The organism is Ruegeria sp. B1 (assembly GCF_056535885.1).
Window position 1 is genome coordinate 1,188,611 of the sequence record NZ_JBQFJA010000001.1, and the last position, 25,920, is coordinate 1,214,530.

24 protein-coding genes are annotated in these 25,920 nt (G+C 58.8%); 11 read left to right on the forward strand and 13 right to left on the reverse strand.

The features are described 5' to 3' along the window. Positions 1-38 precede the first annotated feature (38 nt). From ACR3ES_RS05790 to ACR3ES_RS05825, 8 genes are all read right to left on the reverse strand, one after another. The gene (locus ACR3ES_RS05790; RefSeq protein ID WP_480425002.1) at positions 39-962 is read right to left on the reverse strand and encodes an SMP-30/gluconolactonase/LRE family protein; all 924 of its coding nucleotides are present in this window, start codon (positions 960-962) and stop codon (positions 39-41) included. A gap of 145 nt (positions 963-1,107) precedes the next feature. Continuing rightward, positions 1,108-1,905 (reverse strand): hypothetical protein, encoded by a 798-nt coding sequence (locus tag ACR3ES_RS05795; protein ID WP_170427602.1) that lies wholly within the window; start codon positions 1,903-1,905, stop codon positions 1,108-1,110. A 121-nt stretch (positions 1,906-2,026) separates the two neighbouring features. Next, positions 2,027-2,920 (reverse strand): RDD family protein, encoded by an 894-nt coding sequence (locus ACR3ES_RS05800; RefSeq protein WP_170427601.1) that lies wholly within the window; start codon positions 2,918-2,920, stop codon positions 2,027-2,029. Further along, entirely contained in the window at positions 2,917-3,912 is a 996-nt protein-coding gene (locus ACR3ES_RS05805; protein WP_170427600.1) for a stage II sporulation protein M, read from the reverse strand. Before ACR3ES_RS05805 ends, ACR3ES_RS05800 begins: the two co-directional genes overlap by 4 nt. Next, positions 3,912-5,174 carry a DUF58 domain-containing protein gene (locus tag ACR3ES_RS05810; protein WP_480425005.1) on the reverse strand — a complete coding sequence of 421 codons (1,263 nt, stop codon included), beginning with the start codon at positions 5,172-5,174 and terminating at the stop codon, positions 3,912-3,914. Before ACR3ES_RS05810 ends, ACR3ES_RS05805 begins: the two co-directional genes overlap by 1 nt. Before the next feature lie 17 nt (positions 5,175-5,191). Continuing rightward, the gene (locus tag ACR3ES_RS05815) at positions 5,192-6,148 is read right to left on the reverse strand and encodes an AAA family ATPase (RefSeq protein ID WP_170427599.1); all 957 of its coding nucleotides are present in this window, start codon (positions 6,146-6,148) and stop codon (positions 5,192-5,194) included. Continuing rightward, positions 6,138-7,439 carry a hypothetical protein gene (locus ACR3ES_RS05820; protein ID WP_170427597.1) on the reverse strand — a complete coding sequence of 434 codons (1,302 nt, stop codon included), beginning with the start codon at positions 7,437-7,439 and terminating at the stop codon, positions 6,138-6,140. Before ACR3ES_RS05820 ends, ACR3ES_RS05815 begins: the two co-directional genes overlap by 11 nt. Then, a complete protein-coding gene (locus ACR3ES_RS05825) occupies positions 7,436-8,131 on the reverse strand; it encodes a DUF4129 domain-containing protein (RefSeq protein WP_170427594.1) in 696 nt (231 codons plus the stop codon). The genes ACR3ES_RS05820 and ACR3ES_RS05825 overlap by 4 nt, the downstream gene beginning before the upstream one ends. 328 nt (positions 8,132-8,459) lie before the next feature. Here ACR3ES_RS05825 and ACR3ES_RS05830 point away from each other — a divergent pair, with 328 nt between their 5' ends. Then, positions 8,460-10,463, forward strand: coding sequence for a phosphatase PAP2 family protein (locus tag ACR3ES_RS05830; protein ID WP_170427591.1), 2,004 nt, complete (start codon positions 8,460-8,462; stop codon positions 10,461-10,463). 3 nt (positions 10,464-10,466) lie between these two features. Then, entirely contained in the window at positions 10,467-11,861 is a 1,395-nt protein-coding gene (locus ACR3ES_RS05835) for a hypothetical protein (protein ID WP_170427588.1), read from the forward strand. A gap of 22 nt (positions 11,862-11,883) precedes the next feature. Here ACR3ES_RS05835 and ACR3ES_RS05840 read toward each other — a convergent pair whose 3' ends face one another. Next, positions 11,884-12,825, reverse strand: a complete 942-nt coding sequence (locus ACR3ES_RS05840; protein ID WP_170427584.1) for a YcaO-like family protein — start codon at positions 12,823-12,825, stop codon at positions 11,884-11,886. Between the two features lie 68 nt (positions 12,826-12,893). On the opposite strand from ACR3ES_RS05840, the gene ACR3ES_RS05845 reads away from it, so the two are divergent. Next, a complete protein-coding gene (locus ACR3ES_RS05845) occupies positions 12,894-13,205 on the forward strand; it encodes a hypothetical protein (RefSeq protein WP_480425008.1) in 312 nt (103 codons plus the stop codon). Between the two features lie 181 nt (positions 13,206-13,386). Then, the gene (locus tag ACR3ES_RS05850; protein WP_480634699.1) at positions 13,387-14,856 is read left to right on the forward strand and encodes a hypothetical protein; all 1,470 of its coding nucleotides are present in this window, start codon (positions 13,387-13,389) and stop codon (positions 14,854-14,856) included. Positions 14,857-14,860: 4 nt separating this feature from the next. Here the strand turns inward: ACR3ES_RS05850 and ACR3ES_RS05855 are convergent, their stop codons facing one another. The 4 genes from ACR3ES_RS05855 to ACR3ES_RS05870 all read right to left on the reverse strand — a co-directional run bounded on the left by ACR3ES_RS05855 (position 14,861) and on the right by ACR3ES_RS05870 (position 17,811). Then, positions 14,861-15,244, reverse strand: a complete 384-nt coding sequence (locus ACR3ES_RS05855) for a carboxymuconolactone decarboxylase family protein (RefSeq protein ID WP_170427576.1) — start codon at positions 15,242-15,244, stop codon at positions 14,861-14,863. A gap of 168 nt (positions 15,245-15,412) precedes the next feature. Next, complete coding sequence (locus tag ACR3ES_RS05860; protein WP_480425011.1) at positions 15,413-16,507, reverse strand: aromatic ring-hydroxylating oxygenase subunit alpha; 1,095 nt, start codon at positions 16,505-16,507, stop codon at positions 15,413-15,415. A gap of 6 nt (positions 16,508-16,513) precedes the next feature. Then, a complete protein-coding gene (locus ACR3ES_RS05865; RefSeq protein WP_170427572.1) occupies positions 16,514-16,924 on the reverse strand; it encodes a hypothetical protein in 411 nt (136 codons plus the stop codon). Then, positions 16,921-17,811, reverse strand: coding sequence for a MurR/RpiR family transcriptional regulator (locus ACR3ES_RS05870; RefSeq protein ID WP_170427569.1), 891 nt, complete (start codon positions 17,809-17,811; stop codon positions 16,921-16,923). Before ACR3ES_RS05870 ends, ACR3ES_RS05865 begins: the two co-directional genes overlap by 4 nt. A gap of 69 nt (positions 17,812-17,880) precedes the next feature. Here ACR3ES_RS05870 and ACR3ES_RS05875 point away from each other — a divergent pair, with 69 nt between their 5' ends. From ACR3ES_RS05875 to ACR3ES_RS05905, 7 genes are all read left to right on the forward strand, one after another. After that, positions 17,881-20,334, forward strand: a complete 2,454-nt coding sequence (locus ACR3ES_RS05875) for an FAD-dependent oxidoreductase (RefSeq protein WP_170427566.1) — start codon at positions 17,881-17,883, stop codon at positions 20,332-20,334. Beyond that, a complete protein-coding gene (locus ACR3ES_RS05880) occupies positions 20,334-21,416 on the forward strand; it encodes an alcohol dehydrogenase family protein (protein ID WP_480425014.1) in 1,083 nt (360 codons plus the stop codon). Before ACR3ES_RS05875 ends, ACR3ES_RS05880 begins: the two co-directional genes overlap by 1 nt. Further along, positions 21,413-21,991: a dimethylsulfonioproprionate lyase family protein gene (locus ACR3ES_RS05885; RefSeq protein WP_170427563.1), complete on the forward strand. Its 579-nt coding sequence runs from the start codon at positions 21,413-21,415 to the stop codon at positions 21,989-21,991. The genes ACR3ES_RS05880 and ACR3ES_RS05885 overlap by 4 nt, the downstream gene beginning before the upstream one ends. A gap of 87 nt (positions 21,992-22,078) precedes the next feature. Next, positions 22,079-22,363: a cupin domain-containing protein gene (locus ACR3ES_RS05890; RefSeq protein ID WP_480425016.1), complete on the forward strand. Its 285-nt coding sequence runs from the start codon at positions 22,079-22,081 to the stop codon at positions 22,361-22,363. Continuing rightward, positions 22,360-23,466, forward strand: coding sequence for an enolase C-terminal domain-like protein (locus ACR3ES_RS05895; protein ID WP_170427561.1), 1,107 nt, complete (start codon positions 22,360-22,362; stop codon positions 23,464-23,466). The genes ACR3ES_RS05890 and ACR3ES_RS05895 overlap by 4 nt, the downstream gene beginning before the upstream one ends. After that, on the forward strand, positions 23,463-24,566 hold the full coding sequence (locus tag ACR3ES_RS05900) for an enolase C-terminal domain-like protein (protein ID WP_170427559.1): 1,104 nt from the start codon (positions 23,463-23,465) through the stop codon (positions 24,564-24,566). The genes ACR3ES_RS05895 and ACR3ES_RS05900 overlap by 4 nt, the downstream gene beginning before the upstream one ends. Position 24,567: 1 nt before the next feature. After that, positions 24,568-25,845 carry an aminotransferase class III-fold pyridoxal phosphate-dependent enzyme gene (locus ACR3ES_RS05905; RefSeq protein WP_170427556.1) on the forward strand — a complete coding sequence of 426 codons (1,278 nt, stop codon included), beginning with the start codon at positions 24,568-24,570 and terminating at the stop codon, positions 25,843-25,845. Positions 25,846-25,920 lie beyond the last annotated feature (75 nt).

Below are 25,920 nucleotides of genomic sequence, written 5' to 3' on the forward strand. Positions count from 1 at the left end.
CTTATCTGAGACACGGAACAACTGCGTGCGCGTGTGCGTCAGGCAGAATACTCAAGCTTCAAGCCTGGGCGCGGCCATCTGGCTTTGTAGATTTTGCCCGTACTTGAGGCGGTGATCCAAATGTCCTGCATATCCGGACCGCCAAAGCACAAGTTGGTTGTGAACAGGTCTGGCACGGTCACATGCTCGGTGGTGCCGTCTAGGCTAAAGACCGTGATGCCGCCGTTGAAGATAGTGCCCACACAGACCCGCCCATCTGCCTCGACCTTAAGACTGTCCAGCCACTGATACCCCGGCAATGTCTGAACGACCTGACCGGGCATTCCCGGGATCGGGCCTGGTTTGACCTGTCCCGGCCCGGTGATCTCCATAGCCCAAAGTCGACCGAACACGGTATCCGAGACGTAAACGGTTTTGCCATCCGGTGACAGTCCCACCCCGTTGGGCATCGGGATTGTCGCCGCCTTGATCAGCGTGTTTCCATCGGTGGTCGCATAGTACAGTCCGCCGTAACGTGTCGATTCCTCGTCCTCGATCCCGGTATCGGTGAACCAGAACCCACCGGCGCTGTCGAACACGATGTCATCTGGCGCAATCAGGCGTTTTCCTTCGTAGGAATCAAACAGCTGCGTCACGCTTCCTGTTCCCAGATCGACCCGATGTACCGATCCACCTTTGTAGTTCGGACGTATCGGCGCTGGAACGGTGATCTGGTCGGGACCGTGCGGCACAAAGCTGTAGACGCCGCCGTTGTTGCAGACATAGGCCGCCCCGTCCGGACCTATGGCAACGCCGTTTGGACCGCCCGGGATATTTGCAACAACGTGCAGGTTGCCGTCCGTTCCAAGCCGGACCAATGTTTCTTCTTTGATATCGACGAACAACAGCGACCCGTCATTCATTTCAACCGGGCCTTCCGGAAACCCCAGTCCGCTGCACATTTCTTTCAGTTCTAATGCCACGCTGTTTCTCCCTCGTCTTATTGGTTGTTCATCTGTCTAGCTGACTAAACTGAAGAAAACACGTCATACCAAATGCGCAGTATGAACCGTGGGACAAAAGAGTACTGCGGCCGGTTGCCCGACCGCAGTTATAGACAGCGCCGTATCACTTAAAAATGTCTACGAGATCCGCAACGCTGACGCCCTCTTTGATTTCTTTGAGACGGGCAAAGATCATTGCGACGGCCACACTTGTCCAACCGTAGGCGATGGCGTTCAGAACAGTTTCCGCGAAAATCCATGGTCCAAATGTCGGGGTTGCCACGTCAAGCACAGAAAAGTCTCCGATGACCAGGGCGAAAATGAAGCCGATGACCAAGGACACCAAAAAGATGCACAGCACCGTAAGGATCAATGTCCCCACAATGGGCCAGCGATACTCTTTTGTCAGATCCGCGCTGCGCCGCATGGCGCCAAAGCCCGCCCGGTCGATCACAATGGCTGGGACCAAAGCAATGTAGACCGCGTACAACCAGATACCCGGCAGGATCAAAAACACCATGCCAATCATGATCAGTATCGCAACAACGATGGACAGAACCGCAATCGCCGGAAGGTTACTCATTGCCGCAGCAAAGTACCGTCCGATTTGGCTCGGGCGACCGAGTTTTGCATCGTAAGCCAACTGAATAACCATTGCGGTTGTAATCGCCGTAGCAAGCAGGGAAACAAGAACAGTGACGATCATTGTCGTGGCAAAACCAACACCGTCAAATTCTGCTCCTGGCGCGATGTCAAAGGATGTGTTCACCGCATAAGCGTTCACGATGACATCAATCAACGCGGGGATAAAACCCAACAGGATAACGAGGTGGAGTTTTCTGAAAAAAATCGAGAATGTATCGCTGATAACGCTGCCGACGCCGAACGGGGCGCGCATGCCGGGGTTTACCATGTCTGTCATATTAAGATCCTAAAATAAGTTGCGTAACATTCGAACCCGATAAAGCCGTCTGGACCCCTTTTTTCACAAGATGAAATTATGTCTTTTGCCTCGCGCCTAGGTAAAATTGCAACAGATCACTTTATCGCCGGTTGCGCTGCGCCGCTTCATGTTTGTCCGCCCGTTTATCCCCAAATAGCTGGCGTTGCTCCAGAAATGAACGCTGCGCCTTGTAAAAGGCTTCGAGGAAGGCCCGATAGTCCCGGGCGGGTACCGGCTCGGCATAGTCGATCTTTTGCCTGACTTGCGCGACGATTGCAGCCAGCGTCTGCTGGTGTTGTTTATAGGCAGCCCCCCCTCTGGCCTGTTTTGCTCCACGCAGGAAACCTTCGAGTGTTTGCAGTTCAAAGGCCCCGTAATGTTCCAACTGGTTTGTGAGAAACCGAAAGGTCGGTTTTACGGCGGACGGAGGGGCGTTCATACGGGCCATATCCGGCAGCAGGATCGGCTTTGGCAGATGAATGACGTAGGTTCCGGCGATGATGTCACCCAGACGTTGCCGACGGCGGTTGAAAAGGGGGACCGCCAACACCCCCAAAATCCACAGCAGCGACAGGATCGACGGTAGCGTTGTTGCGGCGTCCAACGTCAGGACCAATGTGCCGGGCAAAAAAATCTCAGCCTCTTTCATGAGGTTGCGCACGACCAGGGACTGAGTTGTCAGGGCCTGCCCATCGGCGGCGACAACCTTGATCTTCATCATGCGTTTGCCAATTGTTTGGCCGTTCCAGATCAGTTCGGACGCCGCATAATAAGGAATGCGGATGATGAAGAACAACATCGCCGCGACCGCGATAGTGGTCTCCGGTGACAGGATGCCCAAGACCAGTGCCAGCAGAAAAACGGCGACCGCGCCAACACCTGTGATCAGCAGATCGGTCAGTTGCGCGGCGGTCCGCACGCCGACACCGGCGACACGAAAGTGCAGAGGCACGCCCTCCGGCGGTAACAGGCGATCCAAGGCGACTTGGGTCATGGCCGCTTTCTCCCGCCCACGACGAACCAAGACAGCCACATGGCACCGATCCCCCAGCCGATGGCAATGCGTGTCGTGCGATCCTGAACAAGCTGACGCCCGAAACCTTCGAGAAGCGCAGCAACCACCAGCATCAGCGCCGCAATCAAGGCCAGCTTGACTGCATCATGGCCCGCCAGATGCAACGCATCGCGGCGGGTCCGATTTCCCGGAAACAGCACGGCAAGGCCGAGTTTCAGGCCACCTGCCGCTGCAATGCAAATGGCGGACAGCTCGGTTACACCGTGAATCGACAGCCAGCCAAAGAGGTCCCAGCCCAGCCCGCGATCTACGTGCAGGGCATAGAAAACACCCAGAATCAAGCCGTTATAGAACACAAGCAGAACCGTGGGCGCACATAAGAACGCCCCAAGGCCAAAGACGAAAATGGCAATGCGCGTGTTGTGTGAAAACAGATATGTCGCAAAGGCACCAAGACCTGAGGGCGCGTCATCACCATAGATGCTGGAGCGCAGATACGCGGTGCTTGCGTCGGGACCGCGCCCGCCAGCCAGGTCAGACGGCATGAAGACGTAGAACCATTCCGGGTTTTCAAAGTAAAAAAAGTAACCGGCAAGTGCCCCGGCGGCCATACACAAAAAGCCCAGCACCGTGACCCGCCAGGACGCCCTTATCGCCTGCGGCCCGCCGCGCGTCAGAAACCTGCGGAGGATGCCGCCCAACCGCTGTTGCGGCGCATAAACGCTCAGATAGGCACGGCTGGTCAGCGCTTCGAGGTAGGTGAGCAATCCCCGGTCCAGCGAAATCTCGCGAGCGATGGACAGCGAGGTGGTGGCCTGCCGATACAGGTCTGCCAGGTCGCGCGCCTCCTGAAAGGTCATGCGGTGCAGGCCCTGATCCTCGGCCTTGTCGACCAGTTCCGAGAGCCTGCGCCAGTCTCCTTCGCGCTCTTGTCGGAACCGCGCCGACCGGATCAGATCCTGGTCAGACATCAGATCATCTCCCGCGCTTTGATTTCCAGATAGGTGGAAATCAATTGGGTCGATACAGCGCCGGGCTCTGCGTCAATGACGGTGATGCCCAGCTGATGCAGTTTTTCCAGCACCAGGCGGCGCTCTTGCAGCAGTTGTCCGGTCGAAACGGTTTCGGCGACGCCGTCCATGTCCCCAGGCGCCTGGTTAACCTGCGCCTCCAGCAGTGGATCGCGCAACGCCACAAAAACGATGAGGTGTCGCTTTGCCAGAACGCCTATATTTTCGACCATGAGCTCGGCCGAGGTTGTATCCACAAAATCCGAAAACACGATGATCAGGCTGCGTTTCGGGGTGCGCCCGTTCAACTCGGTCATGGCCAAAGTGTGATTGGTTTCAACGCTCTCATAGCTCAGCTCGGCCGTGCGACTCCGGATAAGGGCAAAGGCCTGTCGGCCCGGTTCGGGTGGCAGGAACAGTCGCGGCCGCGCGTCATAGGCATAGAGACCGACAAGATCTCCGCCAATGGCTGCTGCCCACGCGGTTGCCAAAGCCGCCGTGATCGCGTGATCGATCTTTGGCAGCCCGGCGATTTCCTCGCGCATCTGATATCCGTTATCCAGCGCAATGATGACATGGTGGTTGCGCTCGGCTCTGACTTCTTTGGCCACCAATGCCCGGTGGCGCGCGGACCGCTTCCAGTCGATCGAACTGGCGTCCATTCCGGGTACGAAATCCCGAAGCTGGTGAAACTCGGTTCCTTCCCCGATGGCGCGGTTCTCCTTGACGCCAAACAGCCTGGACTGAACGGTCGTGGAAATCTCACCCGATTGCACCCGGCGGATGTTGGGCACGACGGCGATCTTCAGGCCAAAGGGAATCTTGGGCACAAATTCAAACAGTCTGAACCGGGATCGCCACGTCAGCCACAGATTGGAAAGCTCCCAATTCCCCCGCCGGGCCGCTTTGAACGTAATCTGCGCCCGACCGTTCGACAGGTCAAAACTGCCGGGACCATTCAGCCCCTCGGGCCAGTCGAGATGTCCCAGCATCTGCGCCGCCGCCGGGGTGATTGTAAGGTCGAGGATGTGGTCCTCACCCACAAAAACATCCCCCAGCGGCGCGACCGCCAGTGATCGCCTGCGCGGCCAGGACAGGACCAGGTCACAGCTTGCCAGAATGCACAGGACGACCCAGGGTAGACCGGCGACGGGCCGCGTCGCGTCCCCCATGATGATCGCGATCAGCGACAATCCCAGCGCCACGCAGGCGGCGACAAGCAATATCGGTGATGGACGGATCAGCGGGGCGCCTCAATCTGATTGACAATGTTCTCCAGAACCTGCCGCGCGCCGCGCCCTTCGATCTCTGCCGCCGGACTGAGAACGATCCGGTGTTGCAACGCGGGAATAATCAGTTTCTTGACGTCATCGGGTATCGCGAAATCCCGCCCGCTGAGCGCGGCGGTCGCGCGGGATGCCCCGGCGATGGCGTCGGCGGCCCGGGTTGACGCGCCAAAGGCGATGTCCGCGCTGTTGCGCGTCGCGCGGACCAACCTGAGGATGTAGGCCAGAATGTCATCGTCCAGAACGATGCCATCGATCAACCCCCGGGCCTCTGCCATGGCCTGTGCACCAAGCAGGGGCTTGAGCGCCTGTGTCGTGCCCAGAAAATCCAGCGGCTTGGCCGCGTGCTGCCGCAGAACGGAAAGCTCCACATCTTCCGGCGGGAAAGTCAGGTTCACCTTGAACAAAAACCGGTCAAGCTGGGCCTCGGGAAGCGGGTAGGTACCCTGCTGTTCGATGGGGTTCTGCGTCGCCACGACGATGAATTCACTGCCCAGCGAGTGATCCGTTCCATCGATGGTGACCATGCGTTCGTTCATGGCCTGCAACAGCGCGGCCTGTGTCTTTGGGGGCGCCCGGTTGATTTCATCTGCCAGCAGAATTTGGCTGAACACCGGCCCCTTTGTCAGAACGAACTCGCTGGTTTGAAAATTGTAGATCGATGTGCCCAGGACGTCGCCCGGCATCAAATCCGGTGTAAACTGGATGCGTCCGAATTCCAGATTCAGAACGCCCGCAAAGCTGCGCGCCAACAGTGTTTTTGCGGTGCCGGGTGGCCCTTCGAGCAGGATGTGGCCACGGGCAAACAACGCCGTCAGCAAAAGATCGACGGCCTCGTGCTGCCCCTGGACCACAGTGCCGATTTCGGTCTTTAGGGCCTCAGCATGTGCAAACAAATCATCAAGGGTCATGGGCAAGTTGCTCCAGTATCAGTTCAAATTGGTCGACATGGGATATCGCGTCAGCCGCCGCAATGTGCGGCGGAAGGGCACGTATCGCGCCAATAACCCGTTCCAGATGCGATGCCTGATCTGGGTGTTTGGATCTGACGTATTTCAGATAGGCTTCTTCGGGCTGGCCGGAGAGTTTGTGGGAGGTCCCGAACAGGCTGGTCGCGCAGGCCCGCAGCCGTGTGTCGATATAGTCGGACAGCAGGGCACCGTCCTGATCCGTCATCCGCATCAGTCGCGCCCGAACCCTGTTGGCTGTGCGTTTTCCGGTGCCCAGTGGGGATTGCGAGCTGACAATAGGCCCGCTACGGATACCGCCGCGCCAGATGGCCACGGCCAGCAGCAAAGCGGCCCCGATCCACAAGGTCAGAAATGGCGGTTCGAACAGGCGTTTGAGGTCCTCCCAGGTGCGTTCACGCTGGACCGCGCGTTCCGGTTCGGTGAGCCAGTTCCCGTCGCTGTAATCAATGACAATCCTGCGATCCCCCGCGATTTCGGGCAAAAGCTGTGCTGCGATCCGTGCATTATCCCCCAGGCTCAGCCCGTGATTGTTCAGCAGGTCCGGATCGGACAGCACATACACTTGGTTCTGGTCACCGTCGCCGGGCAACGGACACAACCCAAAGATCATTGCACCGCGCCTGCCCACGATGGGTTCACATCCGCGACCCTCAAAAACCTGTGCCGCATAAAGCTTTGCAACTAGCCCGTCATCCGCCGCCAACGACAGTTCTGAAAACGGCGTACGGGCGTAAAAAACCCGTCCGACATCCGGTCCGACCAGCCCGTGCAGGATGGTCTGTACCGCTGGCCTCGGCACAATCAGGACGGGATGCCCGAACCCGGTCAGACGCAGGCCGCTGCGCCATTTGGGCAGCATCACAAGGCTGGGAACGGATTGCGCCTTGTCGTGAATGATTTCTAGGCTCTGGTCGAATTCCTCCGGTTGCAGCAGAAACTCCTGCTCGGTTTTCGCAGCGCTGCGGTCCGTGTCCGGATATGTATCGTAGATCGGCTGGATCAGCAGGCCAACCGTGTCGCGGTCCAGCGGCCATCCTCCGGTAAAGCTCTGCGTGACGTGGCCCTGACTGTTGAGCCAGCGGTCCAGCCCGTTGAACCCGGTCGCCGAGTCGCGCAGGGCGTATTGCCGTCCCGCCGAAAGATAAAGAAAGATGCCGATGCAAAGCATCACCACAACCCCAACGACGATCCAATCCAGTCGAATCCGGTCCCCTGCCCCGAAATCGGTCATGCCCGACCCTCCTGCAAGATCGGGCGGACACGTTCAAGCAGGGCATCGAAGTCATGCTGGCTGATGGAGCGATGACCGAAATTCACCCGTTCACTTTCAAGGATCAGCGCACGTAAATCCGGGATGTACCACAGGCTCTGCGGCAGGTTCTGCAATGCTTCGCGGTGCGTCCAACTGCGTTTGAAGAGTACTTCGTTTGCGCTCAGACAGTGGCTCAGTACGAGTTGCGCCAGAGCGGAAACGGCCAGATCGAGGTTCCTTTGCGCCAGAATCGCACTGAGACTCGAGGCTTCCCCATCGCCTGCTCTCCTCTCAGAGGGCGTCTGACCGGCCTTGCGCCGTGCATTGTCTGCCGACGTGCGAAAAGACACCGACATGCGCCCGGCCCCGAAGTAGACGAACGCAACTAAGAATATAAGGACAAGGGCGGAAACCAGCCCGACGCCCCATTGATTTTCAATTGAGATTGTCCTGCCGCTGTCCCGAGTTTCCTGCTTGGGGGAGAAATCCGTATCCAGCGGCGGGGCTGGTTGCGAGGGGTCGAAATAGACCACATCCGTGTCAATACCCCGATACCTGATGGCCCTTTGGTATTCCTGTCCGGATGGGCCGATCTCTGGCGGCGAAATGATCGTTTCCTGCGCCTTTGCAGAAACCGCCGCGCAGAGACAACAAGAGACAGTAAGGACCATTACACAGCGCATCGGGGTATCGATAGATCACTCTCGTTTTGCATGCAACGACTTGGTCCGTTTTCTCTTATTGATTGCCACAGACCGGCATCGCACGCTTCCAAAGGCGGTTTTAAACACATTCTCGGCAGACGCCTGAAACTGGCAGGACCGGTTATGCGATTTTGCAAGCCAAAGCCCGCACCAACCCCAAGAGTGTGACGCGCAGTTCCTGGTCGGATCAGAGGGAAGTATATATTTTTCAATGTATTAAAACCCCTCAACAGATGTGGTCACGATCCGGTAACGCCGGTCATGGCACCCCTTCAGTGCTGATGAGGAGACCACAATGCCGCAACATACGACGAACATCCAACCGGCCCCCAAACAGGCCACGTCAGATCATCCGAGCCGGTCGGCCCGGCGCCAGGCGGCGGCTTTGGTATTCAACGCGTCGGCCTCGGTGGCCGCGCATAACGGTGAATCTGACGCTTTTGCCGGGACCTGGCCCACGAATTTCTCGAAAGGCCTACCGCACGACGTTCACGGCATCGTCGATGCACAGGCCTATAGCGAGTTTTTCGAGGAAATCGCGCATCCCACCTATACCGACAACAGCGGCAACCGGGTCGCGCTGTTTGACACCCCGGCCTTTCACGGGCCGTTTCGGACCAAATCAGTGAGCGAGGGTTCGGATTTCAAATGGCGTGCCTGGGACAGTCCGGTCTGCGCCCGCCCTTTCAGCCTCAAGGGACCCGATGCCGGTGCCGTTGGGATTGCCCCTGCGCCCCGGCTTGGTTCGGACGAACTGGCTGCGGAAATGGCAGAGCTGTATGCAATGGCCTATCTGCGCGATGTCTCGTTTGAGGACATGCGCGATGGTGCGTGCGGTGCAGACGCTGTGAGCGCCGCGTTGTCGCAGATGACCTGGTTTCGGCCTGACGCTCATCCGCTGGAGGCAAACGGCGAGGAGATCGGCAAAGTTGCATCGGCGCGCCGCATCCGGGACGGTGCCGCATTGTCGCCCCGGACCCTGTTCCGGGGGTCGAGTCAGGGCAATGCGCAAGGACCATATCTGTCACAATTTCTGCTACAAGGCCTTGGCCTTTCGCTGGATGGCCGATCTCCGATCGGTGCGGCACCCTTGCCTGCCGCTCTGGTTCCGACATCGCGCATCGATGCCTTGGGCGGGATGATGCCGTTGGCTGTCTACCGCATAGACCCGCGCATCAAACCACAAACCGCAGGGGTCGATTACCTGCGCGACTGGGCTGAGTGGTTGGATGTGCAAAACGGCGCCGACACACAAAGCGAACTGGACTTTGCACCCTATGGGCCGAAGTTCATCGAGACGCCCCGTGACTTGGCAAGCCATACCCGCACAGATATGATTTTTCAGGCTTATTTGAATGCTTGCATGGTGATGCTCTGCTGGGGCACGCCTACAGACGAAGGCTTGCCGGACCATGGTAGAAACGGGCCACGCAATCCATTTGCGGCATGGGGCGGGCCACACATCCTGACCCTTTTGACCGAAACGGCTGCGCGCGCCTTGCGTGCCGTGCGGCAGCAAACATTCCAGGTGCACAACCGCGCCCGTCCTGAAAAACTGGGTGGTGTGGCCAGCCTGATTGCGAACCGGCATGGCGCGACCCTGGGTGCGGCCGAAACACTGGCCGAGGCACATCTCAGCAAGCTTGAAAGTGCTGCGTGCGACGGATTCAACCTGATGGATGCAATTGCCGCATTGCCGATCAAAAAACGCTTTGCACACGATGCCAACTCGCACAGGGGATTACCAAAGACAGAACGCAACCTCTTGTTGCCAATGGCTTTTCCCGAGGGGTCGCCGATGCACCCCGCCTATGGTGCCGGGCAGGCGGCGGTTGCGGGCGCCTGTGTCACGGTGCTCAAGGCCTTTTTCAGGACCCATGCGGCAGATGGCACCCGTCTGTCCCTGGACGACGCCGGTGCGCGGACGGTTTGCGTTCCTGCACGGGGTGGAAAAGTGTTGGTGAATGCCACGCGGACCGGTGATGACATCACTTGCCTGACGCTGAACGGCGAGCTGAACAAGCTTGCGGCCAATATGTCGCTAGGGGGCAGCATGGCCGGTGTTCACTATTACAGCGATTACTTTGACAGTGTCCGTATGGGCGAGCGGATCGCGGTCGGTATCCTTGCCGAGCAAGTGGCCGCATATACGGACACAGCGCGGATGACGCTGGAAACCTTTGACGGCGACCGCCTCAGCATAATTGGCGGCGGCAAAGTTGGCAGTGAAATCCATGTCCAGAACAGCACGCCTGAGGTGTGGTGGACCCGCCATCTGCCGGAACAGGCAGGGTGGTAGGCGATGTACGAGGTTAAATCACGCGGGCGGGTGCGCATGGCTGCCCCAAGCCCGCCGTCCATCGATCCGCCGCCGGCGTCGTTGGGTAATCCGGAGCCCCGGCAAAAACCGGTGCGGTCATGCTTTTCTGCCATCGAACGGATCATGGACATGCCTGTTTTTCAAACGCCCGGCCTAGCCGATCAGGGTGTCAGCAAAGCGGTGCTGACGGCCTGGAATGCACGGGTCAAGTCGTTGCTCGACGATCTTGGTGTCAGTCCCTTTCTGGTGCTTGATCCGCGAGACATTCTGGATGGTGAGACATCCGCCGCGTTCAAATGGCCCGCAAACCCGCGCGAGCCGCTGGACTGTCTGGGAGAAGATCTGGCCGTGAGCCTGTCCGATCTGGGCTGGATGAGCCGCGCCGAGCTGCATAACGAGTATCTGGAATACGCGCTGGTGATGCGGCCTGATCCCCGCGGCACTTTGCGCCCCAAACGCTTTGTTGCAACCACCGAGTTTGCGGAGTGGTGGGCCATCATGGCCGCGCATGACATGCCGCAGTTTCTGGATGCTATCCGCACGGTCACGCGGCGAGACTACAGCCTAGATGAACTCTTTGGCATGCCGGCGGCGGAATGGACCGCTCTCGACATATCAGAGCGCATGGCGTGTTTCCAAAAACGTTTGTTGGGCATGGGCCCCGGGTGTCCGCCCGAGCACCCCGTGAACATTGAACATGCCCTGTTCATGGCCAGGGGCACAAACGGTCTGAAAGACCTTCTGTCTGTCGTTCATTTCGGGTCGTTCCCTTATGTCGCGTCAGATGCGGGAACAACACGGCGGGCGCGGCTGGATGAGATTTTCAGCGCCGGCAATCGTCAGGACCAGTTTTGCCGCAATGCGTCCGCCAGCGTGGTGCAGGATGTATATGATCACGCCTATATCGATGGCACGGGCTCACCTCAGGGTCGTACCATGGCCTTCACCGATCCGCTGGGTCTGTACATTCGCGCCTTTGACACATCCGGCCTGCGTGTGGGTGGCGCAGATATCCCATCAGATTGGCTGCGGTTTCCGCGCGGGGCGAGCAACATGCCCATACGCGCCGAATTCGGACCGGCCGATGACGACCCGAGATTTCTGGATGAGGTCACAATTGGTGCCGGTGCATCGGCCCGACCGGTTTCAGGCTATGGTCTTGCAAAACTGATTGAGGTCGGCCCGCTGATGAAAGTCGCCGCACAGCCGCGCATAATCACAAGGGTCGAATTCGCCGAAATCCCTGCCATGGACCCATCCGGTATCATCTGTGGCCTGCCCGGAACTCCACGTTGCAAACAGATTTCCGACTTTGCGGACCTGTGCGAGAGCGGGAATTACAGCTGCTCCGATCTCGCCGAGCTGCCCGATGAGTGAAACGCCCCAGATTGCGACACAGTCAGACAGGTATGACTTTTACAACCGGCAGAGGAATCTCCTGCGCGGTCATATCAAAAGCGGCAACGGGGCGTCCCAGCCTTTCGGCCGCCGCGTTCAGCGCCGAACCCAGGGTCGGGTTCGGCGCCCGCCAGCCCGCGATATCGAAAGGTACATCAGGATCAACTGGCCGGTTCTGGCAGGCGCCGCGATACAGTCGGAAGAGCCGCAGTACCTCGCCCGTCATCCCCTCGGGTGTGACGCCTGTGTGTTCCAGCGTGACCATGTTGCGCCAGGACACGACGGCTTCGGACGCGGCATGCCAGACGCCCCGTTCCAAATCGGCGGAGAATGCCGTGCCGTAGGTCGGCCTGCCTCCGTCGGCGTCGCTGCACACTGTGCGGATCAAAAGACCGACATCGGGCAAGATGGCGACACAAACAACCAGCTTTCGCAAATGCGCGGCCAGCCAGTCCGTCAGATCTTTGGGCATCGCCGAAGTCGGCAACAAGTACTTGCAATCGCTGGCGTCAACGGCGTGTTCGAGGCACTCCAGCGCCGCATTCAGGGCGGCCGCCTCAATGGTGGGGCCAGCTGCGGACCCCTTGGATGTGACCTGCCCATTGGTGAGCGGCGCGCCCAGAGACAGGGTATCGAGTGATGCCCGATGTGACTTGCCATCCGATGCAATCAGGCTTGTGCGTATTGCGGGTGCGGTCGAACTGTATTGCAGAGCATACCGCTCAATGGCCTCGAACCCGGCCAACCGAGCCGCAACATCGGCAGTGCGTGCGGTTCCAAACGATAGCCGGCGCGCCATTGCGCCCTTCGGAGGCTGGGTTCCGTCCCGTAGTTCAACCTTTCGAAAGGCCGCGTGGATGGGCGCGCCTTTCGGAAATTCGGCAAAGGATGGTTTGGAAATGAGCTTTGCCGTTTCGGCTCGCTCGATCAGCGTGTCGGTCATTTTCGTTTCCGCATAACAACGTAAGGAGGTATACAAATGGTTGTAGGTCTGAGGGAAGGGATTTTGAAATGGCCCGATTGATACTGAATCCGGACTATTCACTGAAAGACCTCGGTTGCGAGGTTTTGAGAGCCGCCCGTGGCAGAGCGCAGGATGACAAAGGCGAAGAGGGGGTCGCGGAGCGGAAGATCCATGAGATTCTCGCAAATGTCGGCAATCCCGACATCAAATTCGTCTACGACTCGCCGAATTTGGCACATATCGTCGTCCCTGATTTGAGCGGGAAGGTCACGGAAAAAGAAGATGACCACGAGTCGTGGTGCTGCAAACTCGCCTACGAGGCGATGGGCGGAATCGTCGTCTACGGTTGCAGTTCCTGAGCCTCGTCTCTCAGTTCGCCTGAGGGCCACCTGTGACCAAGACACGGACCAAGATATTCCTGACTGGCCCATTTCAGGTGATCTGCGACGATGGGCGCGATGCAACACCGCGCGGCACCAAGGCAAAAGCACTGCTGGCCTTGGTGCTGCTGTCAAAAACGCGATCCGCAGCCGTGCCTGGTTGCAGGACAGGCTGTGGAGCCAAAGCTCACCGACGCAGGGTGCTGCCTCGCTGCGCAAGGAACTAAGCGTTCTGACAAAGCACTTCGGCGCGTATGATCTGGCATTTCTTGAGATCGACCGCGAGAATGTGTCGGTCGACCTGACAGTGCTGGAGGTCGATCTTTTCGACGAACAGTTGCAGCCGGACCGCGCCGAACTGCTGGAGGGACTCGACGTCGCGGACCCCGAGTTCGAGGATTGGCTGACGATCGAACGTCAGGCGTACTGGGATATCGAGGCTGACGCCGATGGCGCGGGCCCGCTTGCAGGGCGGGTACCGACCCGATGGGGCCGTCAGCGGCCGGCGGTTGTGGTTGAACCGATGGAAGTGGTCGGCGAAACGCCGGACATCGCTATTGCCGCGACCTCGATACGCGACGAGCTTTTGTTTTTGCTGGGCACATTGTCGGATGTCATCGAACTGCGCGATGCCCGCAGACAGGAGGGACCGGTTGACGGGTACATCCTCAGCGGCAGCGTTGTCGGGGCCGAAGGGCTGCGGGTGGCCGCACAGTTAACCTCGACCTCGGATCAGGTCTGCCTGTGGACCGAGCGTTTCCGCTTTAAAGGTCAGGACACGTTCGATGCAGTCGAAGAGATCGCCATGAAAGTGGTCGAGGCCCTGCATCTGCGCTTGCGCGACGGGCACTGGTCCGAGATCTGGTCTGCGCGCGCCACATCGACAGAGGCATGGACCGCCTTTCAGAAAGGCCGGATTCTGGAACATCAGGCAACCGAGGACGGATTGCGTCAGGCGATCGGGCAATACAAAACCTGTCTGAATTGCGACCCCGGATATCTGCCTGCCCGTATCGCGATTGGGTTCTGCAGTCTGGACCTGATCCGGTTGGGTATGGATGACACGCCCGAACAGACATTGGAGCGGGTAAAGGCAGATTGTCTGGACCTGCGTCAAAAACACCCCACAGATCCTTATTGCACGGCACTTGAAGCCTTCACGCGTAATGTAGCGGGCGATACGTCCCAAGCCTGCAAACTGATGCGCACCGTGGTGGACCGGTTTCATAGCAGTCCCGAAATGCTGGGATACTACGCGGTTCTGCTGCTCTATGACGATCAGGTCGAAGCGGGTATCGCCGTCTATCGACAGGCTCTTTCCCTGACGCCGCACCCGCCGATCTGGATCGAGGCAAATCTGGCGATGGCCATGGCGTTGGTCGGGGACAAAGCGGCCTGGCAGCATGCACATAACGTGCTGCGCATCGACCCAGGACGCGTTCGACCCAGGGTGGTGCTGTGTATGCTGTCAGCCGAGGCCGGGAATGACTCGTTGGCCCGCCGCCATGCCCGGCACATTCTGGAACTGCAACCCGGGTTTACGGCCGAGCGCTGGGCGTGGCCCGCCTGTTTCAAGAACCAGAGCCACTATGGCGACGTTGTAAGGTTGCTGTCCAAAGCCGGGCTGTAGACGGCTAGGTCTCGTCCAGCACTTTGCGGGCTACACGAAAACACTCCAACGCTTGCGGAACACCGCAGTAAATCCCGATAACATGCAGGATGGCGCGGATTTCTTCACGGGTCACGCCGTTGGTGATTGCGCCCCGGCAATGGATTTCCCATTCATGCATCTTGCCCAGCGCACCGAGCATCGTCAGGTTCATCATCGACCGCGTCTTGGCATCGATCACATCATCCCCCCAGCCGAACCCCCAGCACCAGGCCGTCATCGCCTCCTGAAACGGGCGGGTAAAATCGTCCGCCGCCGCCAGGTTCTTTTCCACGTAATCGGCGCCGAGGGTGCCCTTACGCCGTTCGAGCCCTTTCAGAAAAAGGTCTTCGTCAAATATGTTGGCCATTGGTGGTCTCCGGGTCTTTCAGGTCGGGTTCAGTATTTGGTTGCGCCTGCGCCGACTGTTGTGATGGTCCTGTCGAAACAACCGGACACTATCCTTTTGCCGCTTCGAAAGAAAAGCACAGAAACACAGGCGGCGTCAGGAGCCGGGGATCGTCAAAAACGCCCCGGATCATCCGCCATCCACGCCTTCGCGCATCCATTGCTGCAATCGTGCAATCGAATGCTCGGACATCACACCGCAATCGGGGTCCAAAACCAGCGGGCCGGGACGATAGCCGCGCGATTTCAGACCACGATGGACGGATTCGACCAGGTGAATATCCTCTTCAACCGTTGTTTCGCGATCCTGTATGGCCAGTTGCCGGATCACCGCGCTTTCCGACCCTCCTTCGGTGTACCATCCACGCCAAACCGTGCAATGGTCGGCATCCAAGGCGCGCCAGTGGTAGGTGTTCAGCACATTCCCCGGATAGCATTGAAACGAAAACATAGGCCACAGGAACCAAGACCGGTAATCGCCCGCATGGGGCACGGACAGGTCGATTGGGTAGGTCATCCTTTCCAGACTTTGGCATTCAGTGATGTGACGCAGAACATAACCGCCATTTGCATCCGGCTGTATGTCATAGGTTTCCGGCTTGACCACGCCCTCGGCAAAGGTCGGGTGGTTGGTCGGGCAATGATAGCATTCCGAGTAGTTCTCGATGCTGACCTTCCAGTTACAGTTTTCCGGGACCTCGACCCATTCCAGCGGCTCAAGATCCTCGATACGCGGCACGAAGGCACGAGTTTCCGCGCGCACGCCGGGATACCAGTCATCCATCGGCGCGGCGTCATCGTCCAGATTCACAAAAATGAAGCCGTTGAAAATTTCTGTGCGGACGGGTGTCAAACAGATCGCAGTGCGATCAAAGCCGGGGACGGATTTGATATTCGGTCCGGCACGCAACTGTCCCGACAGTTCGTAGGTCCACGAGTGGTAGGGACAGACAACAACGCGGGTGTTGCCAGCACCGGTCACCATCTCATGCGCGCGGTGCTGGCAGACATTGTAGAATGTTCGAATTTCACCGTCACGACCACGGACACAGAACAGGTTTTGCCCTGCGATCTCGAATGCGAAGTAGTCCCCTGTTTCCCGGACCTGTGCGACGTGTCCGGCAAACTGCCACGTGCGGGCCAGCAGGCCCTGCATCTCATGCTCGAAAATCGCAGGATCGGTATAGTAGCGCGCGTCGAGAGAATGGGTCAGAGGTGTGTTCATCGCCGCTCACCAGAACTTGGAAGAGATCAGGAAGAAGAAAATTGCGACCACGATGGCGGTTCCCGCAAGCGCCCCCGCCAGCCCCACTAGTTCAAGTTTCACATACGCGCGCTTGAACCTTGGGTGTTCGTCTTCGGGGCATTCCTGCTGAATCCGGCTCAGCAACTCATGCCCAGCCCGTCTGACCAGGTAGACGATCCCCCACATGAAAAGCAGAATCGCAACCGAGAACAGAAGAGCCACCAGACGAGCGATGGTCACGGTTTCCGAGCTTGTTTGGTCGGAGACGGCAAGCGTTACAAAAATTGTCGCCGTGGCGAGGTAGATCGTGAACGCAGCCGAAAAGAGTGTGATAAAGAACTTTATGGCGTCAAAGCTGTAATCCATAACTTTGGTGTTGAATTCTGTCCGGTTCATGGTTCGGGCTCCTCCGCATAGAGACCAAGCTGATGTCTGCGTTGATGAAACCGTTCCACGCGCTCGACAATCTCATCGCTTGAAACGGAGATCACGAAGGACAGCAGCGTTTCCAGCAGCGCGATGGTCGAGACAGAGGACGGGAAGAATTGCGGCGTATCGGCGGCGACGACAAATCCGTGATGGGCGTTCAGGATGACCGGGCTGGCCGGGCTGTCCGATAGCCCGACGACAGTCAGCCCTTGTTCGCGGGCCAGTTTGATCGCGTCGATCACTTCTGTCCGGTAGGGGTGACAGGTAATGGCAATCAGCACGTCCTGTTCATCGGCCCAGGCCAGATCGTCGACCGGGGTCGAGCCGGGTCTGGGGATGGCGTGAAACTGTTTCATCCCGGTCGATGCGAGATAGGTAAAGTTGCGTGCGTTCGAATTGTTGACGCCTACGCCCAAAGTGAAAATCTGGCGGCAGTTCCAAATATCTTCGGCGGCGGCTTTCAGGCGCGCGGCGGTGATTCCGGCAAAAGTGTCTTCGATATTCTGGATCGCAGCGCCGACCATATCGGCGTAGAGGCCACCCAATTCGCCGGACTTACCGATTTCTTGCAGCCACCGGGTCCGATCCGGGAATGACACGCTGCCCTGCCGAATCGCATCGCGGAACGGCGCCCGAAAATCCTCGTACCCCTCAAAACCGACTTGTCGGGCCATTCGTACAACAGTGTTGGGTTTTACTTTGGCAGCCTCGGCAATTTCGCGCACCGTGGATACCCCCACATCTGTTGGGTTTTCCAGTACATAACGTGCGGCTTTCTGCGCCTCGGGTGTCAGGGCATCCCATTCTTCGGTCAGGCGGTTCAGAACGGTCGATGATACATTTGTGTCATTCATGATTGACGATGGTACAAATGTGGAATTAGCCTGTCGAGCAGAAAACGCGACTCGGGAAGAGGAAAAATCATGTCCGGGAAGAATCTACCGTCTCATGCCCGCGTGGTGATTGTTGGTGGCGGTGTCATGGGCGTCGGTCTGGCCTATCATCTGGCGCATGAGGGCTGGGGCAGCAACACTGTTTTGCTGGAGAAGGCGGAACTGACCAGTGGCAGCACCTGGCATGCAGCGGGGCAGATCACGCATTCAACCTCGAGCTTCGGGCTCGGCAAGTGTGTGGATTACAACATCGGTCTGTACTCGGGGCAGTTGGAGGCTGAGACGGGTCAGCCGGTCACATGGCATGGCTGTGGCTCATTCCGGCTGGCCTACACCGAGGATGAGATGGACTGGCTGCGCCACACCCTGTCGGTGGGCCGGTCGCTGGGTTTCAACATCGAACTTGTCGGCCCCGATAAGGTGGCCCAACTGCATCCGTTTTATAATCTCGAAGGCGTTTTGGTCGCGTTACACACGCCGGATGACGGGCATGTGGACCCGACCAACGTTACCATGGCGATGGCCGCTGGCGCACGTCAGAAGGGCGTTCGCATCTTCCGCAACTGCCGCGCGACCAACATCACGCAGGCCCAGAATGGCGAGTGGGTGATCGAGACTGAGCAGGGCACAATCACCTGTGAGCATGTGGTGAATGCGGGTGGCACCTATGCGCGGCAGATGGGTGAATGGTCGGGGCTGCAACTGCCCATGACCTCAATGACGCACCACTATTTTGTGACCGAACCGGTGCCGGAGTTTCAGAACTTGGATAAAGAGTTGCCGGTGATCCGGGACGACCGCAAAGTCTCGGGCTACATCCGGATGGAGCAGCAGCGCGGGCTGATCGGGATCTACGAAAAGGAGAATCCGAACTCGGTCTGGCACGACCATTGCCCGTGGGAATACGAAAACTGGCTGTTTGATGCGGACTATGACCGGGTGATGCCGTGGTTGGAAGAGAGCCTGAACCGCATGCCGATTTTTGCGGAGCTGGGTATCCAACGCGATGTGCACGGCGCGATTTCACATCCGCCGGACGGGAATCCCCTGATCGGGCCTGCGCCCGGTGTTCGGAATTACTGGTGCTGCTGCGGAACGCAAATTGGGATTGGGTGGGGGCCGGGTCTGACCCGCGAACTGGCGCGCTGGATGGTGCATGGGGCGGCAGATATCTCGATGCGCGAATACGATCCCCGCCGCTTTGGCAGCTATGCCATCAAGGATTGGCAGGTGATCAAGGCGGAAGAGGATTACTGCCTGCGCCACGAGGTTCCGTTTCCGCATTTCAACCGATTGGCCGGACGCCCGATCAAGCCATCGCCGTTACATGAACTGCTGAAGTCGAAAGGTGCGGTGCATGAGGAAGTGTACGGATTTGAGCGCCCCCGCTGGTTTGCCCGAGACGGCGTGGAACAGCGCGATCACTATTCCTTTCGTCGCACCCCTGCCGACGACATGGTCGCGGCTGAGGTCAAGGCAGTGCGCGAGCGAGTAGGAATCATGGATGTCACCGCCTTTACCAAGGTCGAGGTGTCGGGACCGGACGCCTATGTCCTGCTGGATCGTTTGACAGCCAACCGGATGCCGCAAAAAGTCGGTTCGATTACCTTGACCCATATGCTCAACCGGCGCGGACGGATCGAGTTGGAGACAACCATCGTCCGGATGGCCGAAGATCGATTTTATCTGGTCTGCGCGGCGTTCTTTGAACAACGTTTGCTGGACCATCTCGCGCAACAGCGCGTGGATGAGGACGTGCAGATCACCGCGCTGTCCGCCGACTGGTCGGCCCTGTCTCTGAACGGTCCCCGGTCGCGCGATGTACTGTCCCGCTGCACCGATGCCGATCTGACCAATGCTGGGTTCCGCTGGCTGTCTGCGCAGGAGATTACAATCGCAGGCCACATAGTCTGGGCCTTCCGTATGTCCTATGCTGGTGAACTGGGGTGGGAGTTGCACATGCCCAACGCCGCGTGTCTCGATGTCTACACGGCGCTTTGGGCGGCCGGTGAGCCGCATGGCATCGCCGACTATGGCAGCTTTGCCATGAACGTAATGCGGATGGAGAAAGGGTTCAAAGGTGCGGGCGAGTTGACCAACGAGGTCACTCTGGCCGAGGCGGACGTTTTACGCTTTGCGCGGACGGACAAAGACTATCTGGGCAAGGAGAAGACCCTGACCTCTGATCTGCCCTGGATTTGCGCCTATCTGGAAATCGAACCTGACGGCGAGGTCGACGGCCATGGCGGCGAGGCGGTTACTCTGAACGGCCGCGTCGTGGGCTCAACCGCTTCGGTTGCCTACGGCCATACGGTCGGCAAAATCCTAGCATTTGCCTATATCAAGCCCGAAGCGGCGAAACCGGGAACAGCGCTGGACGTTGTGGTCCACGGCCAACCCCGCGCGGCCCGTGTCCTGGGCGAGCCCGCCTATGATCCACAAAGCCTGTTGCCCAGAACTGATGCCATGATGGAGCCGGTCTGATGACCCTGCCCGAAACGATGAAAGCCATGGTTCTGACAGGTCATGGCGACATGGACAAATACGAGTGGCATGAGAACTGGCCAACACCGCAAGCCGGCCCTATGGAGGTCGTCATCAAAGTCGGCGCCTGCGGGTTGAACAACACCGATGTGAACACACGAACCGGCTGGTACTCAAAAGCCGTCGATGAGGCCACGACCGGCGAATCCTATGACGAATTGAATGACGAGGACAGCACCTGGGGTGGGGCACCGCTCACCTTCCCGCGCATTCAGGGCGCAGACGCTGTGGGTAGAGTTGTGGCCGTTGGCGAAGGGGCGGAATCGGGTCTGCTTGGCAAACGCGTCATGGTGGCGGGATGGCTGCGCGATTGGGATGAGCCTATGAGCCGTGACAAGGCGGGCTATTTCGGCTCTGAATGTGACGGTGGTTTTGCGGAATACACCAAGGCAGATATGCGCGGGGTTGCCCCGATCAACAGCGACCTGAGTGATGCGGAACTTGCGACGTTCATATGTTCATACGTGACCGCCGAAGGCATGTTGGACCGCGCCAATGTTGATGCGAAAGACACCGTTCTGATCCCTGGCGCCTCTGGCGGTGTCGGGGGCGCGTTGATCCAGCTGTCAAAACTGCGCGGTGCACGCGTGATCGCCATGGCGTCCGAGGCCAAACACACCGAGGTCGCCAACCTTGGGCCAGATCGTATTCTGCCGCGAAGCCCCCAGAACCTGAAAACCGCATTGTCGGGTGAGAAAGTCACTGTGGTTGCCGATGTCGTCGGCGGGCCGACATGGCCCCGCCTGATCGACGTTCTGCAACGCGGGGGGCGCTATACCTGTTCCGGTGCTATTGCGGGCCCGCTGGTTGAGCTTGATCTGCGCACCTTCTATCTGCGCGATCTGACATTCACCGGGTCGACCGTGAACAGGCCGGAAAACTTCATGGATGTCGTGAAATACATAGAGGACGGTAAAATCAAGCCAGCACTGGCGGCCACTTATCCGCTAGCCGAGCTGCGTGAAGCCCAACAGGCTTTTATCGACAAAACACATACCGGCAACATTGTGGTGGTCCCATGACGCTCGACGACGTTCTTGATACAGCCCGCCTTGTGCACCAGTCCCATCCCGATCTTTCGGCGTTTGGGGCGTGGCCTGACGATCTGGCACAAAAGGATTTGGCGCCGAATTTGGTACCTGCTGCCGATCAGGTGCAGCAATCCGGTTTTCAGGGAAATGATGTAACGCAACACTTAACCCAGGCGATTATGGCGACGGCACATCTGGCGCATTGGAAACTTACCTATACAGAGGCAGAGGTGGGCGCGGATTTTTTGAATCGGTACGGCTATTACGAACTGTTCGGTCCGACAGGTCACTACCACTCGACCCAGCTGCGCGGTTATGTGGCCTATTGGGGTTCGGGTCTGAATTATGGTTGGCATAGTCACCAGGCTGAGGAACTCTACCTGACTTTGGCCGGCGGCGCTTTATTCCGGATTGACGGAGATGAACGCTACGTTCCCCCGGGCAGCACTCGCTTGCATGCAAGCTGGCAGAGCCACGCGATGATCACGACCGATCAACCGATCCTGACCCTCGTACTTTGGCGGGGCGCAGGGTTGCAGGATGTGCCTCGAATGGACGCGGCATGAAGACTGACAGTCGGTACACCTCTCGAATCCAAATGGCCACCTGCGCGAGTTTTATCGTCATGGCGCACGAATAGAGGAGTCTGCCGCATGAGAGCGCAAGCCGTTGCAACCCAAATGATCGATGATGCGCGTGTGCGCGTGACACGATTTGACTTTGCTCCCGGTGCCGAAACCGGGTGGCACCGTCATGCAATGGATTACGTCATAACTGCGGTGACGGGCTGCCACATGCGATTGGAACTGCCGGATGGCTCGGTCAATGACGTCACGGTCCCGGCCGGAACCGCGTATCGCCGCAACGAAGGGGTTGAGCATAACGTGATCAACGCCGGCGACGCGCCGATGTCCTTTGTCGAGGTTGAATTGAAATGAAGATTACCCGGATTTCGGTCTACCATATCGATTTACCGCTCGAGCATCCCTACTGGCTGTCCGGCGGGCGGCTGAAGTTCGAAGTGCTGGATGCCACACTCGTCAAGATCGAAACCGATAGCGGCCTTACGGGATGGGGTGAGGGGACGCCTTGGGGGCACACCTATGTGCCTGCGCATGGCCCGGGCATTCGTGCTGGCATTGAAACCATGGCGCCCTTTGTGCTGGGCCTTGATCCGCGCCGCGTGCTGGAGGTGGAGCGGGCGATGGACATCGCGTTGCCCGGCCACCTTTATGCCAAAGGCCCGATCGACATGGCCTGTTGGGACATTGCCGGACAGGCCGCTGGTGTTCCGATCGCCGATCTGATGGGAGGTGGGTCGCGGACACCACGTCCGATTGCATCCTCGGTTGGGGCCAAGACGGCGGATGAAACCCGAGAGGTCATCGAACGGTATCGCCAGCGCGGCTATGTCGCGCATTCAGTGAAAATCGGCGGTGACGTCGAACAGGATATCGCCCGCGTGCGCGATGTGGAAAGCATACGTCGTCCCGGAGAGATTGTTCTTTATGACGTCAATCGTGGCTGGACCCGGCAACGGGCCCTGCGCGTGATGCGATCGTGTGAGGACCTGAGCGTGATGTTCGAACAACCGTGTGAGACGCTGGATGACATCGCCGCAATTGCAACCCGGCATGCTGCGCCGGTTTCAGTGGATGAAAGCCTTGTAACGCTGCAGGATGCGACCCGGATCGCGCGTGACGGGTTGGCCGAAGTGTTCGGGATCAAACTGAACCGCGTCGGCGGGCTGACCAAAGCGGCCCGGATGCGGGATATTGCTTTGGCGCACGGCATCGACATGTTCGTGATGGCCACCGGTGGTTCGGTTCTGGCGGATGCCGAAGCGCTGCATTTGGCTGCGACGGTTCCGGATGACAATTGTCACGCGGTTTGGGCGTGTCAGGACATGATTACGGTCGACATTGCAGGCGGCCGCGGGCCACGCAACATAGACGGGCGCTTGCACCTGCCGGAAGCGCCGGGCCTTGGTGTGCATCCGGATGAGGAAGCGCTGGGCGTGCCAGTCGGAGTTTATGGATGAAGATCACCAGGATAACTCTCTGGGCCGTCGACCTGACCAGCCATGAAACCTACAATATGGCCGAGGGCAAAACATGTGCGACTGTGACCTCTCATATCCTGTGCCTTGAAACCAATACTGGCCTGAAAGGCTGGGGTGAGGTCTGTCCGATCCCGCATTACCTTCCCGCTTTTGCAAACGGTGTGCCCGGGGCCGTTTCTGAGATGAGTGCACAGATACTGGGCATCGAGCCCTTCGGCGTGGATGCGCAGATGCGCAAGCTGGACGGATTCCTGCAGGGTCACGTCTACGCGAAATCGATTGTCGATATCGCGCTTTGGGATTTGTTTGGACACGCGACCGGCCTCCCGCTCTACAGTTTGCTGGGCGGGCGGACACGGCGGGACATGCCGCTTTATCATTCAATTACCTGTATTGCTCCGGATGACATGGCCCGGATCGCCAAGACGGCGTACCAGGCAGGGATTCGTCAGTTTCAGGTTAAATTGGGGGTTGAGGGCGACTGGGAAGCCGATACCGAACGATTGGTCAAAGTGCGCGAGGCCGTTGGTCCGGGGCCAATTGTCTACGGCGACTGGAACTGTGGCGCCTCACGTTTGCAGGCCACACGGACGGGGCGGGCGGTGGCTCATCTCGACATCATGCTGGAACAACCCTGTAAAACGCTCGAAGATTGTGCGGCCGTGCGACAGGCTACCGGGTTGCCTATGAAACTGGACGAAAACGCGCATGATTTACCCTCGCTGCTGAGGGCGTCAGAGTTGGGATGTATGGATGCCGTGGCCTTGAAGCTGTCGAAGTTCGGCGGTTTGTCGGCCATGCGCAGGGCGCGGGATCTAACCGTACATCTTGGGGCGGAAATCTGTGCGGAATGCACATGGGGTTCAGATATTGTGACTGCGGCCTCGCTGCATTTTGCGGCGTCCACCCCGCACGGATCCCTGCTGAACACCTGTGATCTGTCCTCCTACGTGTCGCCACGCATTTGCCCGGACGCCCCGGCGCGGGAAAACGGTCGGATTGCCCCGCCCGATGGGCCGGGACTGGGTGTTTCGCCCGACATGGATGTTCTTGGCGCCCCGATATTGGAGATCGCTTGAAATGCTGAAAATCAACACACAATCCGAATGGATCGCCCGCGCCAACAAAGTTCTACCTGCCGGTGGCTTTGGCAATTTCGACCCCGGGATCATCCTCGCAAGGGGCGACGGCAGCCGGGTCTGGGATGAGGACGGAAATGAATACATCGATTATCTGATCGGTTCTGGTCCGATGCTGCTCGGTCATGGCCACCCCGAAGTGATGGAGGCCGTGCTTGAGCAACTGCCCAAGGGGATGACGTTCTTTGCCAACAACAGCAAAGGCATCGAACTTGCCGAGGCCATTGTCGAAGCGGTGCCGTGCTGCGAACAAATCCGATTTGTCGCCTCGGGCGGCGAGGCGGACATGTATGCGATCCGGCTGGCCCGGGCTTATACCGGTCGCGACAAGATCCTGAAATTCGAAGGTGGCTATCACGGGATGAGTGCCGAGGCGCAAATGAGCCTTGCACCCAGCCGCGAGGTCAATTTCCCGCAGGCCGTTCCCGACAGCGCGGGCATTCCGCAAGGTGTTGCCGATCAGATGCTGATCGCGCCGTTCAATGACCTTGAGGCCGTTGCAAACCTGCTGAACGAACACGACGACATTGCAGCGATCATGGTCGAGCCATTGCAGCGCATTATTCCCCCCATGCCCGGATATCTGCAGGGCCTGCGCGACTTGTGCGATACGTATGATGTTCTGCTGATCTTCGATGAGATCGTGACGGGCTTTCGTCTCGCCTATGGCGGCGCGCAGGAACGATATGGTGTCACGCCGGACATTTGTACCTTGGGCAAGATCACCGGTGGAGGCTTCCCGCTTGCAGCTGTTGGTGCCAGCGCCGAGATAATGCAGCACTTCGACAAATCCCGTGTTGGCGAAGAGGGATGGCTGATGCAGTTGGGAACCCTTTCGGGTAACCCGGTCGCTTCGGTGGCTGGATTGAAGACGATGGAAATCCTGCGGCGCGAGGGCGCCTATGATCGTCTGCGCGCGACGGGTCGTGTTTTGCAAGAGATGCAATCGGACGCCCTGAGCAAGGCCGGTATTCCGCATCAGATTTGCGGGGATGAAACGTTGTTTGACATCTATTTCACCGACGGGGTGTGCCGCGACTACCGCAGCGCAAAGCATGACGACCCGCAAATCAATGCCGCCTACAACTCTGCATTGCGATCTTATGGCATCTTCAAATCACCGGGCAAGCTCTACCCGTCGCTCGCGGTGAGCGAAGCCGATCTCGCGCACACGCAGGATGCGGTGGATCGTGCCGTCAGGGCAATTTGCGAGATCTGACGTCAGTTTTAAGGACGCAGAGTGAATTGGGTCGCTGCCTTGGTGGGGCAGCGACCCGAAACGATTGGGTGTCGG